Source organism: Clostridium sp. FP1 (assembly GCF_011065975.2).
Taxonomy (GTDB): Bacteria; Bacillota; Clostridia; order Clostridiales; family Clostridiaceae; genus Clostridium_AD; species Clostridium_AD tagluense.
In genome coordinates, this window is the sequence record NZ_JAAMNJ020000001.1 from 3498665 (window position 1) to 3518691 (window position 20027).

The 20027-nt window shown below is 31.6% G+C and carries 21 protein-coding genes and 2 pseudogenes; 1 reads left to right on the forward strand and 22 read right to left on the reverse strand.

The features are described 5' to 3' along the window. Window positions 1-23: 23 nt before the first annotated feature. The 12 genes from G9F70_RS17130 to G9F70_RS17185 all read right to left on the reverse strand — a co-directional run bounded on the left by G9F70_RS17130 (window position 24) and on the right by G9F70_RS17185 (window position 10359). Window positions 24-1700, reverse strand: a complete 1677-nt coding sequence (locus tag G9F70_RS17130) for a flagellar hook-length control protein FliK (protein WP_164944337.1) — start codon at window positions 1698-1700, stop codon at window positions 24-26. Window positions 1701-1705: 5 nt separating this feature from the next. Next, window positions 1706-2152 carry a flagellar export protein FliJ gene (fliJ, locus tag G9F70_RS17135; RefSeq protein WP_164944338.1) on the reverse strand — a complete coding sequence of 149 codons (447 nt, stop codon included), beginning with the start codon at window positions 2150-2152 and terminating at the stop codon, window positions 1706-1708. A gap of 70 nt (window positions 2153-2222) precedes the next feature. Next, entirely contained in the window at window positions 2223-3539 is a 1317-nt protein-coding gene (gene fliI / locus G9F70_RS17140; protein WP_164944339.1) for a flagellar protein export ATPase FliI, read from the reverse strand. Between the two features lie 16 nt (window positions 3540-3555). Continuing rightward, window positions 3556-4308, reverse strand: coding sequence for a flagellar assembly protein FliH (locus G9F70_RS17145; RefSeq protein WP_164944340.1), 753 nt, complete (start codon window positions 4306-4308; stop codon window positions 3556-3558). Then, window positions 4292-5305 carry a flagellar motor switch protein FliG gene (gene fliG, locus G9F70_RS17150; RefSeq protein WP_164944341.1) on the reverse strand — a complete coding sequence of 338 codons (1014 nt, stop codon included), beginning with the start codon at window positions 5303-5305 and terminating at the stop codon, window positions 4292-4294. Before fliG ends, G9F70_RS17145 begins: the two co-directional genes overlap by 17 nt. Window positions 5306-5311: 6 nt before the next feature. Beyond that, entirely contained in the window at window positions 5312-6871 is a 1560-nt protein-coding gene (fliF, locus tag G9F70_RS17155) for a flagellar basal-body MS-ring/collar protein FliF (protein ID WP_164944342.1), read from the reverse strand. 14 nt (window positions 6872-6885) lie between these two features. Beyond that, window positions 6886-7185 (reverse strand): flagellar hook-basal body complex protein FliE, encoded by a 300-nt coding sequence (fliE, locus tag G9F70_RS17160; protein ID WP_164944343.1) that lies wholly within the window; start codon window positions 7183-7185, stop codon window positions 6886-6888. 11 nt (window positions 7186-7196) lie between these two features. Further along, the gene (flgC, locus tag G9F70_RS17165) at window positions 7197-7631 is read right to left on the reverse strand and encodes a flagellar basal body rod protein FlgC (RefSeq protein WP_164944344.1); all 435 of its coding nucleotides are present in this window, start codon (window positions 7629-7631) and stop codon (window positions 7197-7199) included. A gap of 6 nt (window positions 7632-7637) precedes the next feature. Further along, window positions 7638-8042 carry a flagellar basal body rod protein FlgB gene (gene flgB / locus G9F70_RS17170; RefSeq protein WP_224617639.1) on the reverse strand — a complete coding sequence of 135 codons (405 nt, stop codon included), beginning with the start codon at window positions 8040-8042 and terminating at the stop codon, window positions 7638-7640. 460 nt (window positions 8043-8502) lie between these two features. Next, a complete protein-coding gene (locus G9F70_RS17175; RefSeq protein WP_164944345.1) occupies window positions 8503-9351 on the reverse strand; it encodes a flagellin in 849 nt (282 codons plus the stop codon). A gap of 141 nt (window positions 9352-9492) precedes the next feature. After that, window positions 9493-9834: a hypothetical protein gene (locus G9F70_RS17180; RefSeq protein WP_164944346.1), complete on the reverse strand. Its 342-nt coding sequence runs from the start codon at window positions 9832-9834 to the stop codon at window positions 9493-9495. 363 nt (window positions 9835-10197) lie between these two features. Then, window positions 10198-10359 carry a hypothetical protein gene (locus G9F70_RS17185; RefSeq protein ID WP_164944347.1) on the reverse strand — a complete coding sequence of 54 codons (162 nt, stop codon included), beginning with the start codon at window positions 10357-10359 and terminating at the stop codon, window positions 10198-10200. A gap of 405 nt (window positions 10360-10764) precedes the next feature. On the opposite strand from G9F70_RS17185, the gene G9F70_RS17190 reads away from it, so the two are divergent. After that, entirely contained in the window at window positions 10765-10938 is a 174-nt protein-coding gene (locus tag G9F70_RS17190) for a hypothetical protein (RefSeq protein WP_164944149.1), read from the forward strand. Between the two features lie 283 nt (window positions 10939-11221). Here G9F70_RS17190 and G9F70_RS17195 read toward each other — a convergent pair. The 10 genes and pseudogenes from G9F70_RS17195 to G9F70_RS17240 form a co-directional block, all read right to left on the reverse strand. Next, a pseudogene (locus tag G9F70_RS17195) lies at window positions 11222-12520 on the reverse strand (transposase). A gap of 402 nt (window positions 12521-12922) precedes the next feature. Beyond that, entirely contained in the window at window positions 12923-13210 is a 288-nt protein-coding gene (locus G9F70_RS17200) for a hypothetical protein (RefSeq protein WP_224617641.1), read from the reverse strand. Window positions 13211-13480: 270 nt separating this feature from the next. Next, window positions 13481-13660, reverse strand: a complete 180-nt coding sequence (locus tag G9F70_RS17205; RefSeq protein ID WP_164944348.1) for a YjfB family protein — start codon at window positions 13658-13660, stop codon at window positions 13481-13483. A gap of 189 nt (window positions 13661-13849) precedes the next feature. After that, window positions 13850-14656 (reverse strand): flagellin, encoded by an 807-nt coding sequence (locus G9F70_RS17210; RefSeq protein ID WP_164944349.1) that lies wholly within the window; start codon window positions 14654-14656, stop codon window positions 13850-13852. A 115-nt stretch (window positions 14657-14771) separates the two neighbouring features. After that, a pseudogene (locus G9F70_RS17215) lies at window positions 14772-14980 on the reverse strand (polysaccharide biosynthesis protein); the annotation flags it as partial. Between the two features lie 14 nt (window positions 14981-14994). Then, complete coding sequence (locus G9F70_RS17220) at window positions 14995-16002, reverse strand: dTDP-glucose 4,6-dehydratase (RefSeq protein WP_164944350.1); 1008 nt, start codon at window positions 16000-16002, stop codon at window positions 14995-14997. A gap of 36 nt (window positions 16003-16038) precedes the next feature. Further along, window positions 16039-16206: a hypothetical protein gene (locus tag G9F70_RS17225; RefSeq protein ID WP_224617643.1), complete on the reverse strand. Its 168-nt coding sequence runs from the start codon at window positions 16204-16206 to the stop codon at window positions 16039-16041. 367 nt (window positions 16207-16573) lie between these two features. After that, window positions 16574-17590, reverse strand: a complete 1017-nt coding sequence (locus tag G9F70_RS17230; RefSeq protein ID WP_164944351.1) for an SDR family NAD(P)-dependent oxidoreductase — start codon at window positions 17588-17590, stop codon at window positions 16574-16576. A 123-nt stretch (window positions 17591-17713) separates the two neighbouring features. After that, complete coding sequence (locus G9F70_RS17235) at window positions 17714-18670, reverse strand: SDR family NAD(P)-dependent oxidoreductase (RefSeq protein WP_164944352.1); 957 nt, start codon at window positions 18668-18670, stop codon at window positions 17714-17716. After that, a complete protein-coding gene (locus G9F70_RS17240) occupies window positions 18667-19998 on the reverse strand; it encodes a UDP-glucose dehydrogenase family protein (RefSeq protein ID WP_164944353.1) in 1332 nt (443 codons plus the stop codon). The genes G9F70_RS17235 and G9F70_RS17240 overlap by 4 nt, the downstream gene beginning before the upstream one ends. Between the last annotated feature and the right edge of the window lie 29 nt (window positions 19999-20027).

A 20027-nucleotide genomic window follows, 5' to 3' on the forward strand; every position in this document is an offset into this window, starting at 1 on the left:
TTGTACAAAGTGTTAAATTATTTTTAAACAAATTTATTTACTTGATTTTCTTCTATAGAATAGTTATTGCTTATAGAAATATCTTCTTCATCTTCTAAACCCGTATTTCTGTTATTATTTTTACTTCCATTGTTATTTTTCTCATTTGAGTTCTTATTAAAAAATGTGGAGTCCTCATAAATATTTATATCTAAGCTTTGAATTTTAATATCCATGTTTTTTAATTTATCACTAATATCCTGAATGTTTTGATTTAACAAATTATAAGTGTCTTTATTTTGAGCCGATACACTAGCCTTCATTATCCCACTTTCCATAGTAAGCTTTATAGTTATTTCTCCAAGTTCCTTAGGATTCATTTTTACTGTTAAATCCTTAATATTATTAATTTCCATGAATTTTATATTTTTAATTACATCTACTGTAAAATTACTTTTATCAATGACTAAATTAACAGCTTGTACCTTAACTGTGTCTACAGTTTTTATAGTTTCAAATTGATTCATAAAATTAACTGCTTTTGATATTTTCATTTCATCCTTATCTTCGCTAAGCAAGTTACTAAGAAAATTTTCTTCTGAGGAACTATTCCCTGAAAATTTGCTTCCATTTTTAGAATCATTTGAGCTTTGCATTTGGCTTTTAGGAAGAGCCTGAGCAGTTGTACTTAGTTCCATTACCTTTTTTAGTAGATTATCCTTTATTGATTTGTCCTCGCTATTTTCGCTAAGAGTTTGGACAGTAGGAACTTTTAATAAACTCAAATCTCCCTTTAGATCTTCTACTACAGTAGTTAATTTTTGTAGCACTTCAATTATTTGAGAAGGCACCACATTGTCTGATTTTGATTTTTCTAACAACCCTACTATTTCACTAAGATTACTTTTTAACATAACCTTTGCATCAGAAGTTAATTGTTCGACCCCCATTGATCCTTTTTGTTTAATAGGATTAAGTCCTATTTCCTGAGGTATAGCCACTAAGGGTTCATTCCCTTTTGATTTTTCTTGCAATTCACCTATTTCACTAAGTCCATTTTTAAAAATGCTCTTTGCATCAGGAATTAATTGTTCTTCGCCAATTTCCTCAGTTATAGCTGCTAAAGTTTCATTTCCTTTTGATTTTCCTTGCAGTTCACCTATTTCACTAGGGCTATTTTTTAACATACTCTTTGCATCAGGAATTAATTGCTCTGTCCCCACTAAACTTTCTAAGTTAATAGAACCAAGTTCATTTTCACCCTTATCAGTGGTTGGAGTTTCCTCTACACTTTGAAGTAGCTTGTTGAATAATTGTAACAATTGCTGCATTTGAGCCATTTCCGCCCCAGATTCTTCACCCACAGCTTCCTTTGAAAGTTTCTCAGTGTTTTGCTTTAGTAAACCAATAGATCTTTCTATGCTATTAACTATCTTTGCTTTTACTTCATTATTATCATAAGCACTATTCGAATCCTTTGTGGAGTTTTTAACATCATCGCTCTGATTTTCGTTATTTACTTTATCCAAGCTTCCCTTATTGGTTTTATCTGAATTCTGATCTTTATTGTATTTTTTCTGGACATTTTCATTTGAGAAATCCTTAGAATTCAATTCATGGTTATCTAAAACCTTTTTAAACTCTTCACTTTTATTTGTTTGTTTTGGAGCATCAACTTTTTTAGAAGCAGTATATGTTATGACATTATTATTTACGTTCATTTTTTTCACCTCCTCTCCTTGTGATTATTTCTAATAAAAGCATAAAGCGCAAACTCATCATTAGTTTTCTGCTCTATTAAATTCTGCTCTTTTAAAAAAGCGCTCTTTTGATTTTCTTTTAAAATCTCAACAGTCTTCTTTTCAACTTGACATTGTTTCAGTTCTTGTCTTTTTTGCCCTAGAATCTCTTCTTTGCCCTCTAAAACTGCTGTGGTTTCGTCAATAGCCAAATTTAGAGCATTTAAATAATTTTGTTTCATTTTCTGCTCAACAACTGATTCATATGAATCTATATTTCTATAGATTTCATATTTTCCCTTTAAATTATTTAGCTGGTCCTCCACCAATTCTTTTTCTCTTTGTGCTTCTTTAAATTGGAGTTTACTTTTATCTTCAATATCTTTTCTAATATCAAGAAGCTTTTGCAATCTAAACTTATATACCTCTCCCAATTTAAAACTCCTCTCTAAAAACCTTCTTAAGAACCTCTATGTGAATCTTTAATTAAATCATCACTTAGGGTTATGAAATATCATTAAACATGTTTTTCAGCAATTCTAAACTAAGGCTAAAGTCTGTAGTATCATTTATACCCTGCTTTAAATAAGACTCTATGCTATCATTATACTTAATTGCCTTGTCAATTTTTTCGCTACTTCCTTTTACATAGGCTCCAATATTTATTAAATCTTCAGAATCTTTATAAGTTGCCATAAGCTCCCTTGCTGTTGAGGCCGCTTGTTTATGTTCCACTGTGGCAATTTCAGACATTAACCTACTTACACTACCTAGAACATCAATAGCTGGATAATGGTTTTTTGATGCTAGTGATCGAGATAAAACTATGTGTCCATCTAGTATACCTCGAACAGCATCTGCTATTGGTTCATTAAAATCATCACCATCAACAAGTACTGTATAAAAAGCTGTAATAGATCCCTTGAGTGACATTCCACTACGCTCCATTAATTTAGGCAGCATCGCAAACACTGATGGAGTATAGCCTTTAGTAGCTGGGGGCTCTCCTATAGCTAGTCCAATTTCTCGCTGGGCCATGGCAAATCTTGTTACTGAATCCATCATTAGAATGACTTTTTTTCCTTGATCTCTAAAGTATTCTGCAATAGCTGTAGCTGTAAATGCCCCCTTTAACCTTACTAGGGCTGACTTATCAGAAGTTGCACATACAATAATTGATTTTTTCATTCCTTTTTCACCTAAATCTTTTTCTATAAAATCCAGTACTTCTCGTCCTCTTTCTCCAATAAGCGCGATAACATTTACCTCTGCTTTTGCTTCTCTTGCTATCATTCCAAGAGTTGTACTCTTGCCTACTCCACTACCTGCAAAGATACCAATTCTTTGCCCTTCACCACAAGTTAAAAAGCCATCAATTGCTCTAATTCCAGTAGGTAAAATCTCTGTTATTCTACGTCTTTTTAGAGGATCTGGAGGGGATGCATTAAGTGGATAAGTTGTGTATTTACTAATTTCAGCGCCTTTTAATGGATTACCTAATCCATCTAGGACCTTTCCAAACAATTCATCAGAGCATTTAACTGTCAAAGGACTACCAGTTGGCACTACGGTGCAGCCTGGCGATATGCCCACTAATTCCCCAAGTGGCATTAGAATTACATTTTTGTCTCTAAATCCAACAACTTCACAAGCGATTTCCTCATTTGATATATTATAAATTTTACACACTTCACCAACAAAAGCCGTTATTCCTTGAACTTCAATAGTAAGTCCTATAACATTAACTACCACACCTTCGCAGTAAGTGTAGTTAATATCAGGAATTTTATTCATTAAATACTCAAAATTTAGATCTATCATAATAGTTCTCGCCCTTCTAAATTTGTATTTGCTCCTGCTGAAAAATTTCTATTATTTTTTCTATACCATAAGATATACTTACAATACTTTTACCTGTTTCTTTTTCAATAACAGCAGTTCCATCGTCTAAAAAATCATCCTCTATTACAAATATATCTCCTTGAAAAGCAAGTCTTCCTTTCCAATTTTCAATTTGATCCTTTATGGCAGCAAAATGAGAACTATTACTTTTTATAATATAAGATTTTATATTTCTTTCATCTTTTATACAATTAAAAATCATTTCGTCTAAGGCATTTTTTTCCACAACTTCTCTTTTTAATATATTTTCAGCTATACTTACAACTAAGGCTTTTATATGTTGTTCTTTTTCTATTAAATAATCATTATACTCCGCTTTTGCTGCAACTAATATAGAATCAGCCTTCCTTCTAACTTTCTGAGCCTCCTGCCTTGCCGCTTCAATAGCTTCATTATAACCATTTTCATAGCCTTCCTTGTGTCCTTCTTCTATCCCCTCTTTAAATGCTTGTGTTCTTGCCTCTGCTGCATCCACAAAAGCTTTGGAAATAATTTTCTCGCTTTCTTTTTGTGCATTCTCTACTATATTACTAGCTATATTCTCATAGCTAGTAATATTTTCCATTTTAGTTTCATAATTTTCCTCCGGGATTTCTCCAACAGAAGACCCACTTAACTGGGTGTTTATTTCCTTATTTCCCTGATTTATAACCCTTGAATTTTTTATAACATTAAAGGATGAGCGCATCTTCACCACCCCTTGAAAGTACAATTTCACCAGCTTCATCTAACCTTCTCAAAATACCAACAATTTTTTGTTGTGCTTTTTCAACATCCATAAGTCTAACTGGTCCTAGGAACTCCATGTCTTCTTTTAAAGATGCTGCGGCTCTCTTAGATTGATTTTTAAATATGCTATTTGCCACTTCTTCTGAACAGCCCTTTAATGCAAGAGATAAGTCCTTAGTATCTACTTCTCTTAAAATTCTTTGTATTGCAACATCATCCAAGGTGATAATATCCTCAAATACAAACATAGATTCTTTAATCTTTTCTGCAAGTTCTGCATCTTCTCTTTCAAGACCCTCGGTAATATTCTTTTCAGTAGTTCTATCTACTTGGTTTAAAATACCTACTAAGGATTCGATTCCGCCAACCACAGTAGTATCAGTTCTAATAACAGAATATAATTTTGCATCTAAAACTTTTTCAATTTCTTTAACAACCATAGGAGAAATACTACTCATAGTTGCAATTCTAAAAGACACTTCACTTTGCAAATCCAGTGGCAAAGCTGACATTATCTGCGCTGCTTTATCTTGCTGCATGTAACACATAATAAGTGCTATAGTCTGCGGATGCTCATTAGCTATAACATTCAAAAGTTGATGTGCATCTGCTTTTCTTGCAATAGCAAAGGGTCTATATTGTTGCGTTTCTTCCATAACCTTGTCTAATATCTCTTTTGCCCTTTGGTTACCAAGTGCTTTTGAAAGCAAATTCCTTGCATAGTCAACTCCACCTTCTAAAAGAAAATCCTTTGCCTTATTCATTTCCATAAATTCATCTAGAATTGCCTGTCTTTGATCAGCTTTAACTGAAACTATATTAGCAATTTCGTAGGTTATCTTTTGGATATCCTTTTCTGGTAATTTCTTTATTATACCTGATGAAGCGTCCGGTCCTAAGGTTATAAATAATATAGCCGCCTTCTGAATCCCTGTAAGTTTTTCACCTTTAGCCATTATTTATCACCTCTCATCTTCCGTCAGCCAAGACTTAATTATTTCCGCAACTTGTTCTGGTTTATCTGCCGCGTACTTCTTAACTTGTTTTTCCATATTTGATTTTTCATCGTTAACTTCAAATTCAATAGGATCAAAAAGTTCTTCCTGCTTTGGAGGGATATTATCTCCAATTATCATATCAATGCCTTCAGATTCTATTTCCTTCTTCTTACTAGACCTACGAATTACAAGAAGCAATATAATAAATAATAAGATAGCTAAAACCCCATATCCAATACGAGTGTATGTAACTTTTTTTGCAGCGGCTTTATCAGCATTCGCTATATCTAGCAGTGCTTTTTCCGCCTGCTTTTTACTATCACTATTAAAATACATTCCTTCTACACTTATAGAGTCCTTTCTCCCTTCAGAGTACCCTATAGCTTGCGCAACTAAATTATTTACAGAGGTTTTAGTATTTTGATCTAAATTACCGTCTAATACAACTGAAGTAGTAATTCTTTTAATTCCTCCAGGTGCCTTCACTAGATCTTCTTCTGTTTTTGAGTTCTCATAATTTTTTGTTGACTCTTTATTCACAATATTACCATCCTTAGTAGTTGTAGGTGAAGTGTTCTTTGCAGCCTCATCTACAGGACTAGTGGATAAACCAGTGCTAGTGCCTCCATTCCATGTCTCAATATCATGTGAACTCACTACTGCTCCCTTTTTTTCATCATAGGTAATATTTTTTCTTTCAATTGCATCAAAATCAAGCTCTGTATTAACGGAAACCCTTACTCCGCTTTTATATATAGGCTCTAGGACCTTCATTATTTTTGTTTCTAATTCCTTTTCAATTTGCGCTTTTAATACTTGTTGCTTATCTGTAGAACCAGTTAAAGTATCTTTTTCTTTATCATATAAACCCTCAGTTAAAAGCAGAAATTTATCAGATACTATGCTTACATTTTCCTTTGGAAGATTTTCTACAGCTCCGGTTAACAATGCAACTATTGCCTTTACCTGTTCATTCGCAAGTTTAGTATCTGGCTTAAGTTTTAATACAACAGAAGCACTAGCTGGCTCCGTCTCACGAACAAAAGCTGTATTTTCTGGTAAAACCAAATTAACCTTAGCTCCTTCAATTTCCGGAAAAGACTTAATAGCTCTTTCAATCTCCCCAGCTAAAGCCCGTTGATACATAATTTTAGTTTCTGTATCTGTAGGTGCCATTTTTCCATTATCAAAAAGTTCAAATCCTTGACTTCCCTCTGTAATCTTAACCTCTGACATAAGTTCCATTCTAAGGCTATCAATATCCGACTTAGGCACTAGTATGGAATTACCATTTACCTGATATGTAACTTTTTTTTCTTTTAACTTCGCTACAATAGCACCTGAATCCTCTGGTGTCATATTTGAGAATAACACATCATATTTAGTCTTCGATGCTACTACTATAAAAGATCCAAGGGCTACTATAATAACGCCTGCAAGTAAACTATAAGCTATTTTTTTGCTTTTACTTAATTTACCAAAGCCTTGCGAAATTTTATTCTTCATTTCAAATAGCTTACTCATATGCTGCCCCCCTACTATATCTGCATTCTATTAAATTCTTGATAGGCATCCACAAGTTTATTTCTAATTTGTACTGCTAGTTCCAGTGACAGTTTAGCTTCTTCTGTAGATAACATGACCTTATGTACATCCTCTTCTTCACCCTTTATAAACTTTTGAGTAAGGTTATCTGATTCTATTTGTTTATCATTAACCTCATTTAATTTTTCTTTTAATGTATCTAAAAAATCAGTACTTTTATTCTCATCCTCAACAGGATTCTTTTGAAGTTCATTAAATATTTTTGTATTATTGACATAAGCATTAATATTCATAAATCACTCTCCTATTTACCTATTTCTAAAGCTTTAGAAAACATACCTTTTATAGCATTCATAGAATTTACATTTGCCTCATATGCTCTTGTAGACGCGATCATATCCGCCATTTCATTTAAAATATTTACGTTGGGCATTTTCACATACCCGTCCACATCTGCATCTGGATGGGATGGATTATAAACACGCCTTAAAGGTGATTTATCATTTTCAATACCAACAGCCTTTACCCCTTTAAAACTATCTTTATATGTGCCTGTAGTTTTATCTAATTCTTGTTGCAGATTTTCTTGAAATACAGCTATTTTTCTTATGTACGGTTGTCCATTTTCTCCCCTAGTGGTAGCTACATTTGCTACATTAGAAGCTATGGTGTCCATCCTTAATCTTTCTGCAGTGAGTCCACTAGAACTTATTCTCATTCCCCTAAAAACATTATTCATTATGTACTATTTCCCTCCTCCAATAATATAACTTGTAAGTGCATTCTTACTATTGACTTGCTTAACCAGTGCGTTAAACATTAATGTATTTGCTGCCTGATTAGTCATTTCTAGGTCTATATCCACATTATTTCCGTCTTGTCTCATACTGGTAGTCTCGTCCCTTTTTACTGAAATATCGGAACTAGCACTACCGGTTTGCATATGTTTATTATTGTCAGTTTTCAATGTATCTTCACCCATGCTGTCATTTAATGTGTCTTCAAATGTAACATAGAATTTCTTATAACCTTTTGTATTGATATTTGCAACGTTGTTTGCAATAACTTTGCTTCTAAGCGCTGAAGCATCCATACTCTTTTTCAACAAGTTATACGTATTTTCGCTTACTGAACTCCCAATTATACCCACAATTCTTATCTCCCTTCATATGCCATTAGACATATCATATGAAATTACTTCTTAAAATCTTATTTTTTACTAAAAATAGCTAAATTTGCTTTGATATATAATATATTTCTAATTATATACTATTTTCTTACATTCGTGAATGTTTTCTTTTCTATTTTTTATAAAATATATTGATTTTAAAATTTAAACTGCCATATTTCGCTGTTAAAACGTCTATTTTTAAGGTTATGTTTCTTGTTAATGATTTTTATGAAGTTCACTCCTTGTTTACAATCTTCTTTTATATTATACATTATTGTAGTAATTTGTCTATTAATTTAACTATATTATACAAAAAAAGACTTAATTTTCATCAAGTCTCCTTTTGCGCTGTTATATTTAATAGTATCCTGAAACTCCCACATCTAAAAATATGGGTTTTCAGGTATTAAAACCAAAGAACTCATCATAACTGTGCTTTTTATCTACTTCTAACATTCTCGAGTATTCTTAATGCATCCTGTGGTATCTTATTGGATTGAACCATCATAGCATTCCCAGCTTCTATAAGAATATTATACTTAGAATATTCCATCATTTCCTCAGCCATATCCGTATCTCTTATACTACTTTCAGCGGATTGTATTTTATCAGCTATTTCAATTGTAGAATTATAACTGCTTTCCAATCTGTTCTCTAAAGCTCCAAATTTACTTCTAGCACTAATGATTATATCAAGGGCTTTATCTACATTTTCTAGAGAATCGCCTATTTTATTGACATCTACCTTGCCATCACTAAGGTCCAAACCTTTTCTAGTTAGATTGTATTTTGGTATGTCAATTTTTTCTCCTACATTAGCACCTGTTACCGTTTCTATAACGGTTGATCCCTTATTATCATTAGGAGGAACAGTATCATCAACTAAAAGCTTAACTCCATTAAATTCAGTATTTTTTGCCATGTCATCCGCGCCATTTAACATTTGATTTATTTCCTTTTGAATAACATCTTTATCCTCTTGGGTTGTAGCTCCTCCAGATTGTACCAATAGTTCTCTAACTCTTTGCAGGCTACTAGTAATACCTTCAATACCACCTTCTGTAGTTTGAATCATGCTAACTCCATCTTGAGTGTTTTTTGCCGCCATTTGAAGACCTCTTATCTGCATTCTAAGTCTCTCACTTTGAGCAATTGCATTAGGATTTTCTTTTGAACTATTTATTTTAACACCAGAGGATATTCTCCCTAATGCCCCACTTTGCTTAGTAAGATTCTTACTGTATGCTCTATATATATCTAAAGAGGCCATATTCTTACTTAATCTCATAAAATCAACTCCATTAATTTTTTTACTATCTATTTCATCATATCGGATATATTGAACTTTTCTTTAGGAATCGCCAGGTATTTTTCAATTCCTATTTTCAACATTCACTTCTTTATATGTTATTACTATAACTGAAGTACCCTAATATACCATCTTATCCGATGGGAACATACTTAAGTAACTTTCATAATAAGCCATAGCATCTACTTCTGATATCCTGCTACTGGTTAAATTTCTATATAACATATATAACTTAAAATGAAGCTCTGGATTAAGCTGCTTGACTTCAACCATTTTTTCATATATCAAATCTTTAGGAGATATTTTGATCCCCGCTTCAAGCAAACTAGAAACAGCCTTTTGTAGTCCTACAACTTTCATTTTTAAGTCTGGAGTAGAGCAAAGACTGCTAATTTCTTTTAACTCTTTAATAATTTCCCGCATTGTTTCAATGTTAATTGAAACTTGATTATTACTACTCACATATATCGCCTCTCTTAATTTAAATAATTTATAAAAATAGATGATTGACAAAGCTATTATCTTCACTTACTTAAGCATTATATAGTCTTATTAATAATCCATGACGAATTTTATATTCTCTTAATTGATACTTCGTTTAAATAGTTAATAACTTTATATAAATTTTCTTCTTTGCTTGAACTATTTGAATACTTCTATATTCAAATATAGATTTACATTAAAAATTTTCCAACTAATGTTTAAATAATACATTATATTTTTTAAATGTCCCTTATTGCTCAATTTTGTGAATAAGTATAAAGTATATCTATAATTGGGCGATAATGTTTATATATATATATTTAAAAGGTTTTGTTTAAAATTCTAGTTGGGATATGTAATTAATTCAGGAATGCCCGACACATTAAAAGTTACTGGTTTAGATGTAGGAAATATAGTTAAATCATCTCCTGAGTCGCTGCAATTAAAGACTTCAGAAGGAGATTTATCCACTTGTAGACCTCTGGAGCAGATAACAATTCTCAATTGTTATCCCCCCACTAAAGTTTTATTTTTGTTGTAGTATGTGGCCCTTCTTAAACAGCAAACTCATTGTCATTGATGCTGCTGTTATATCCATTTGATTACCTCTTGCTTACATTTTTTTACACGAATCACCAGATAGCAGGTAGCCTAGCAAGGTGTGAAATACCCAACTTACTCCTAAATAAACGTTAAGAAAATATTATATTGAAATATTTGTTACAATTAAATCTAAAAAGGAATTAAGACAGGTAAGGCATGACCTAGAGGATTCTATAGAAGATTTAAATATTTCAAAAGATGTTGATATTAAGTTGTATACAACTGCTAGATATAATGAAATATGCCTAGAGCCAAGTTTTGAGAAAAGCATATTAGAAGATTTAATAGATATAAGGGGTTGGTAATATGGTACAGAGAGATATGTTTTACTTTGCTGATATTGATGAGAAGTTTATAGATACAGCTAAAAACTGTGGCAGATTAGAAGATGGCATACTTGTGCATTGTCAACAGTGCGTAGAAAAAAATATAAAAGGCATTATATTGAATATGGAATGGTTAGTCGCGAGCATAGTTTAGTTGATTATTGGGCGTGTAAATAATTTTGTGTATTCTCTCTCTTAGGCAAAAAAATGTTAATTAAAGCCGATGAATACTTTTAATTCATCATCCTTATATAGTATATTATTCCCATTTTTAGTCAATAATATACATGTTTAGTAACAGGACAGGGCAATGCTGAGGGGCAACCCGAGCGGTTATTGATCTCCTATACAGGAACGGGTAGCCTTTTGGTGGCCCGTTTTGCATGTTCCTGTTAGAACTAAAGCGATAAACCTCAGGGGGAGATGGAGTCCCTAAGCTACGCTCCTGCATTTAGGATTTCATTAAATAATATATTGAGTTGGCTAATAACAAGATCCCAATTCGCGTATACTCGAGTCCATTTTTTGCTTACCTTTTCAGTAGCCAAATACAGCATTTTCATAAGACTCTCGTCACTCGGAAATATAAGTTTTGTCTTAGTTACTTTTCTGAATTGACTGTTAAGGCTTTCTATAGCATTTGTGGTATATATAATTCTACGAATATAATCTGGGAATACAAAGAAAGTTATAATATTATCCCAATTATCTTCCCAACTCTTTATTGCATTTAGATATTTATTCCCCCACTTTTTCTTTGCAGAAATTAAATTTTCAAGCGCAACATCCTCGTTTAATGCACTGTAAACAGCCTTTAGATCTTTGGCAAAAGCCTTTTTGTCTTTATGTGGTATATATTTCATGCTTGCTCTCAATTGATGAATTATACAACGTTGTATCTTTGCAAAGGGATATACGGATCCTATTGCTTCCTTAAATCCATTTAATCCATCTATGCAGAACAACAAAACGTTCTGTAAGCCTCTATATCTAGGGTCATTAAGCGCTAGCCAGAACTTACTGCTTTCATTTACACCTACCCATATACCAAGAGCCTCTTTTTCTTCGTCCATATATATTTAGCTGATTATTGTTAATTATTTGCTCCTTCTTGTTCGCCAATCCATATTCCAAGTATATCTTTATGTCCCCTCATATCAAGGGCCATACAGATGTATGTGGCCTTTGTAACTATCTTATTCTCTTCCAGTGGACTGCGTCCATATATACAATTGGGTAAATACTATCTAGTGTTCTATTTTGCCAATCTGCAGCAGCACCCATAACCTTATCGGTTATCTTAGAAATCATTGATGGTGAAACATCAATTCCATATAAATCTTCTAGCCCTGTTTGTATATCTATTGTTGGCATACCCCTTGCGTAAATTCCAATTATTTTGTTATCAAGCTCATCACAAACTGTTTCATATTTTTTTACTATCCTAGGTTCAAATTTAACGTTTCTATCTCTTGGAATATCAATTTCAACGTTTCCAAACCTACTTTTTATATTTTTTTCACTGTAACCATTTCTGTAGTTCCCATCTGAATCATCCTCAACTCTTTTGTACTTTTCTCTACCCAATAACTCCTCCATTTCCCCTTCCAGCATTTGCTGCATGACACCTTTTAGTAGTCTTTGCATTAAACCATTCTTACCAACTACATCCTCATAATCTTACATTTTTTAACCTCTGCCTTTAAATCAAAATCTGGTGCTTCAATTTCTTTCATAACCATTCCTCCTAACTTAATTATTAGATATCATTACCGCAACTACCATTTATTTATACAAAAAAAGAATGTAGCTAGATTTGTTTACACAAATCTAGCTACATTCCCAACTTAAAAAGTCATTTAATATAAGAAATATAAAAGAAAGTTCTAAGGTGTTTGAACAACTTTATGGCACCGGAAAGTCCTTATTTAAAAAACTTACACTATCCAAATTCATTTTCTATATCAATTTTCCAATGATTATATTCATTGATAAGTTTAGAATTTATAATATTTTCTATCATTTGTGTATTATTTTCATCAAGTGCATGCATTAATGCATTGAGTAGAGATTCTAAATTATTTGTTTCTAACTTTTATATTTTTATTATTTAAATCACCATCCATAGTTTTAATGCCTTATTTATAATATTTACAGCTACTATAGAAATTAAATACTATTTTCACCTGCAAGTTTGTATTATTTTTATGATTTCGCTCTATATAATTTAGAGCTTCTCCTAATGTATAAGAAATAGCTAAAATGTAATTTATCACCTCTGCCTGGTTTTTTATTTCTTTTTTAAAGACATGCTTATTAGTGTTATTTATAATTACTTTTCTTTCAAAATTTTTATTTTCCTTTAAAAGCATGCTTGTATTATGTATTTTAGCTAAAATGGATGTTATAAAAAATATTGTGCTCATTAGAAATATTATTCTAGCTTTATTGGTTTTATTTTTAATTTTATACTATTTATAATATTCACCTGCCGTCTAAAATCTTATTTTTTTATGGTTTTATAAGACACTTATCACTATTACCCTTATCAAATTTGACATAGTCATAAGATAACTAAATATAAATTAATAAATAATTCCTACAGCAAAATGAGCACCAATAGCTATTTCTGTAGCCACCAATGCTCATTCCAATATTGTTTAGCTTATCATGTAATTCTTATCTTTAATCTAAAATTATGCCATAACATCCAAGTGCTGTCCAACATTAGTATCTACTGCAACATTCTTCAGCATTTCCGTCATCTGTGTAGCCGTTTCTTTTCCAGTTTCCATTGCCATCTTCATTACTGATATACCTGCTAATTCTTGTACTCTTGATTGACTCGTTATCATTGATAATGCTGCTATATCCATTTTCGCCTCCTATTTACTATCTTTTTCCTAGTTCACAGTTACTTTAGTTTAGTGAAAAGCAACACACTTACATGCATTGCCCACTGTAGCTCTTGTTTAAATTCTTTTTTAGTTCTTCTCTTCTATTCATATTTATACCTATTTCTTGTTTTGATTCCAAAATTCACATGCCAGAGTACTTGCTATCATTTATTGAAGTATCTTCTGAACATTTTCAGCACTTTGCTTTACAGATGCATACAATATAGAATTGCAATTGGCTAGTAAGTCATTTTTAATTTTTTGCATCATTCCGCTTGCCATATCAATATCTTCTATTTTAGATAAAGATGCTGTTAAATTTTCAGTATTATTAGACGAAGATTTAATTGCAGACTGTAAACTATTAACATTTGAACCTAGATCACTTCTATATGAAAGTACTTTTGAAAGTGCAAGATTAATATCCCCTATAGACTTTTGGGATTGAACTGAATCTACAACTGAATTAGTATCTATCCCTATGCTTTTAGCTGTCATATCCTTAAATTGCAACTTGAAAATAGTATAGGGATTATATTCAACCTGTATCACAAGGGTTTTATCACTGTTCATCACCTTTATCCCATTAAACTCTGCTTGTTCTGCTATCCCAGTTATTCCTTCCTTTAGCTCTTGAAATTCTTTATCTACACATTTTCTATCTTCATCAGTTAAAGTACCATTAGAAGTTTGAATTGCTATTTCATTCATTCTATGTAAAGATTTTGTAACTTCATCTAGTGCTCCATCAACTACCTGAACCATAGAAATTGCATCTTGAGAATTTTTTTCTCCTTGAGATAAGCCTCTTATTTGAGATTTAAAGCTTTCAGATATACTAAGTCCTGCAGCATCATCTGCTGCTTTTACAATTCTCTTTCCTGAGGATAACTTCTGCATGGTACTATCCTCTCTTTTGTTTTTACCTGCAACCCTATTAAGAGAATCCAATGCACCATAACCATTAATAATCATATACTTCACATCCTATAACTATTCATTTAAAATTTTTGTTAGTATATTATCGACATATATTAGCAAAACTTTATATTCAAGCTTATTTTATTATTTATCAATAATTAAGCATTGTAGCTTGTACTAATTTTTCTGCTAAAAGCTTAGTAGCCCCATAAGAATTAGCTGGATTAATGGCTTTATCTGAACTTGTAAATACTACACATTCTATATCATTATTCATAGCCCTTTCTACTCTTTCATAATCTCTTACATCGCCAATAACAAATCCAAAATTTTGCCATCATTGAATTCATTTCCCATTATGAATTGTTTATATTCATCTCCCACTCCAATTATTATTTAAATAGTTTTGCACCTTTTATCCAGTGCTCTGTCTCTTCTATTCCCTGTTCTAAAGTAAACTCTGGCTTCCAATCCATAATCTCCTTAGCCTTATTATAGTTGCATTTAAGTTTCATAATTTCACTTTGTGGATGAATGTGTTTTACATGATTTATTTTAACTCTTTTATTTGTTATAATCTCTGCAAGTTCATTAACAGTAACATCCCTACCAGTGCCTGCATTTACTAATTCACCATTTACCTTTTGTGAGTAACCTGTCATAACAACAAAGCTAGCACAATCCTTAACATAAAGTAAATCTCTTGTCTGCTTCCCACTTCCATATATATTTATATCTCTTCCATGAAGTGAATTATTTATAAATATAGCAACAACTCCACCTTCTCCACCAGTCTTTTGAAAAGGTCCATAAGTATTAAAAGGTCTTATAACTACCGTTGGGAGTTTATAAGCATTGTAATATGACAGCACCATGTTTTCAGCTGCAATTTTACTTCCACCATAGGGTGACATAGGTTTTGTAGGATGATTTTCATCTATTCCACTATCATTTGCTGCATCATAAACCATACAGGTGCTCATAAATACTACCTTACATGGATAAGTATCCTCCTTAGAATCTAAAACCCATCCATCACCATCCATATTACCATTTTTGCCAAACATCTGAATCTTAGCTTTTTCAAGTATATTAAAAGTACCAACAGTATCATTGAAAAAAGTAGTTCTTGGATTATCAATACTATCTTGCACATTTATTGATGCTGCAAGATGATATATTATATCAAATTTTTCTTTAAAAACCTCATCCAAAGTCTTTTCGTTTTGTATATCGCCTTTTATAAATCTAAAACTATTATTCCCCTCAAACTCTTCTATATTTTCAAGTCTTCCATTTGACATATTATCAAATGCAGTTATTATATGACCATCTTCTAATAATCTTTTAACCACCCACCGACCTATAAATCCAGCGCCTCCAGTTACTAATATATTCATATGTATCCGCTCCCCTTAAATATATTTTATGTTTTTCTAATTTTTTATTAAAACTATCATACGTGAAAGTGTATTAAATTTACTTTCATTGAGTGTATCCATAAAGGATTTAATAAACACATTATTATGAATCACATCTCTTGAGAAAGAATAAATTAAATCCATAACCATTGTATCCGTTAATTCTTTATCACAAGAAGCCATTCCTGTTAACAATAATTTAATACTAAAATCATATACTCATTAAAAAAATTATCATCTTTATATGAAAACATTCTTTGAAACACATCATTAACTAAATAATTTTCAAAAATGTATTCCCTATCCTTTATATATGGTTCATAATACTCTTTTGTTACCTCTTTGTAGGCCTTTATACATTCCTCTATTTGAATTTCATATTCAATTTTAAGCTCTTTTTTAAATTATTCATAGTTTCTCCTCTTATTTTTGTAAAATTCGTTTATTAAAAGCGGTTGATATATAAAAGAGGCATCAATCACTTTAAGTAATTCCCTTAAGTAACAGCCCTACCCCTTCTCTTGATGAAATACAATATCTACACTAATAATTAAATAAGCCCATCTTCTCTTAATAAAGCTCTAACCTGCTCCTTTGTTATATGTACTCCTTCAGAGGAATTATAGCTTCCCACTTCTGCTTTTTTGTATTTTTCATAAGATACTTCCAATCCTCTTACAGAATCTGAACATAACACAGCATACATATCGCCTAAGTCATAAGCAACTTCTGATTCCTCTTTTGTCATAAGTTCCTCAAACTTTCTCTCTCCCGCTCTAAAGCCCATAGTTTGTATATCGATATCTTCTAAAGATACGTTAGTTTTCTTTGCTGTTTCCTCAACAACAACTTCTGCCAAATGCTGTAACTTTATTATTGGCATTTTCAATATAAAAACCTCTCCACCAAAAGATTTTTCAGCAGACGTCATAATAAGCTTTACTGATTGACTTAAAGTCATCATAAATCTCGTCATATCTGGATCCGTAACAGTTATCTTTCTAAAATCCTGTATCTGCTTTTTAAAAAGCGGAATTACAGAGCCTCTTGAGCCCATTACATTTCCGAATCTAACTGCAACAAACTTAGTTTTTGCCCTACCTTTACTATAATTAGCTGCTTGTACTAATTTTTCAGCTAAAAGCTTAGTAGCTCCATAGGAATTAGCAGGATTTATTGCCTTATCTGAACTTGTGAAGATCACAGTTTGTACATCATTATGCATAGCAGCTTTAATTACATTTTCCATACCTATAATATTAGTTTTTATTGCTTCTGAAGGATTATATTCACACGCTGGTACATGCTTCATAGCAGCTAAATTGAAAACAACATCTATTTCATCCATAGCCCTATCTACTCTATCATAATCCCTTACATCTCCTATTAGAAATCTTAACTTAGATTTATTTTCAATTTCATTTTCCATAATAAACTGTTTATATTCATCTCTACTTAATATTCTTATTACTGAAGGTTCCTGCTTTAATAGTTCTTTAATAAGTCCATTTCCTATAGTTCCAGTGCCACCAATAACTAGAATCTTTTTGCCTGTATAATAGCCCATATTAACCCTCCACATGCCTTATAAATCAATGTTTTTTCATTTGATTTCTTTCCTTAATTTAATATATATATATTTATCGTACAGTTCTGCTCTTACTTAAGTCTAAAAACCCTTTTCCGTTAACTAATATTTTTCATTAAGTTTATACCAATTGTAAAATTTCTGTATACCCTCTTTTATACTAGTCTTTGGATTATATCCAATCATATTTTGAGCCTTCGTTATATCTGCATAAGTAATAGGCACATCACCTTTTTGCATTTCTAGTCTATTTATTACTGCCTTTTTACCTACAACACTTTCTATTGTCCCTATCAAATCCTTAAGTTTTATAATATCATTATTTCCAAAGTTAAATATTTCAGATTTAAATTCTTTATTTATTAATAGAATTATCCCATCTACAATATCATCTACATATGTATAATCTCTTTCACTATTGCCATCTCCAAACATATTTATTGGGTTTCCTTCAGCAATATTCTTAGTAAACATATGTATTGCCATTTCTGGTCTTTGTCTAGGTCCGTATACAGTAAAGAATCTAAGACAAGCAACACTAATATCATATAATCTAGTATACGTAGAACAATATAACTCCATAGCTCTTTTGGCTGTAGCATAGGGTGATATTTGAAGTTCTACATTATCATCTTCTGAAAAAGGAACTTTAGAGTTAACTCCATATACCGAAGATGAAGAAGCAGCTATAACCTTTTTCACACCATTCTCCACACAAATTTGAAGTAAATTCACTGTTCCTTTAATATCCACATCCACATATTCTAAAGGATCACTTAAAGAATTTCTTACTCCAGCCATAGCAGCTAAATGAATTACAGCGTCTACTTTATTTTCATTAAATATTTTATTAATGAGCTTTTTATCAAGAATATCTCCTCTATATAATTTATAATTTTGATTTTTCAAAGCCTCACAAATATTACTTTCTTTTATGCTAGGATCATAATAATTATTAAAATTATCTATGTTTACAACATAGAATCCTAACTTCAGCAAACTATCACATAAATTAGAACCAATAAATCCCGCTCCACCAGTAACTAAAATAGTCTTCATTTTCTACCAACTCCTTCATATTCAAAACCTAATTCTTTCATTTCCTCTGGATCATATACATTTCTTAAATCTAAAAAAATTGACTTAGACATGTTTTTTATTATTTTTGTTAAGTTCAAGCTCCTAAATTGGTTCCATTCAGTAGCTAATACAACTACATCTACGTCTTCACAAGCTTCATATTCATTTTTGCAATAATTAATTTTTAATTCTGGATAAAGTTTTTTACAATTTTCCATAGCTATAGGATCATATGCATTTACTTCTACTCCTTCCTCTATAAGTCTTTTAGCTATATGAAGTGCAGGTGATTCTCTTAAATCGTCTGTTTCTGGTTTAAATGAAAGACCTAAAAGTGCAACTCTTTTATTTTCAATACTTCTTAGTTTAACTTTTATTTTTTCAACCATTCTTTCCTTTTGACTTTCATTAACCCTTATAACAGTTTCAATAATTTCAGATTTACTACCAAATTGTCTTGCTATTCTAGCTAAAGCTTGAGTATCCTTTGGAAAACAGCTTCCACCATATCCTGGACCAGGGTGTAAAAATTTTGAACCTATCCTCCCATCAAGTCCCATTGCTTTAGCAACATGATGCACATCTGCGCCAATATTCTCACATATATTTGCCATTTCATTAATAAAAGATATCTTTGTAGCTAAAAAGGCATTAGAAGCATATTTTATCATTTCTGCTGTTTCTAAATTTGTTACAACAAAAGGAACACTTATTAGATATAAAACTTTATATATCTGCTTCATTATTTCCTCTGCTTTTTTACTTTCAACTCCTATTACTACTCTATCTGGATGAGTAAAATCTTTAACTGCAGCCCCTTCTCTTAAAAATTCCGGGTTAGATACTACATCAAATTTATAATCAACTCCACGTCTGTTTAAAACTTCTGATATCTTACTTTTAACCTTTTTTCCAGTTCCAACTGGCACTGTACTTTTATCAACAATTATTTTATAATCATCTATATGGTCTGCTATTTCTTCTGCTGCTGAAAGCACATATTGCAAATCTGCTGTACCATCTTCTAGTGCTGGTGTACCAACAGCTATAAATATAACTTGGGAATTTTCAACAGCATATTTACAATCTGTTGTAAAACTTAGTCTACCTGCCTCTACATTTTTTTTAACAATTTCATAAAGTCCAGGCTCATATATAGGTATTACTCCCTTTTTTAGCTTTTCAATTTTATCTGCATCTTTATCCATACAAATAACGTTCATTCCAAATTCTGAAAGACATGCCCCACTAACTAAGCCTACATATCCGGTACCAATAACTGAGATATTATTATTAAATTTTCCCATTAAATTCACCCTCTATTCTAAAATAATAT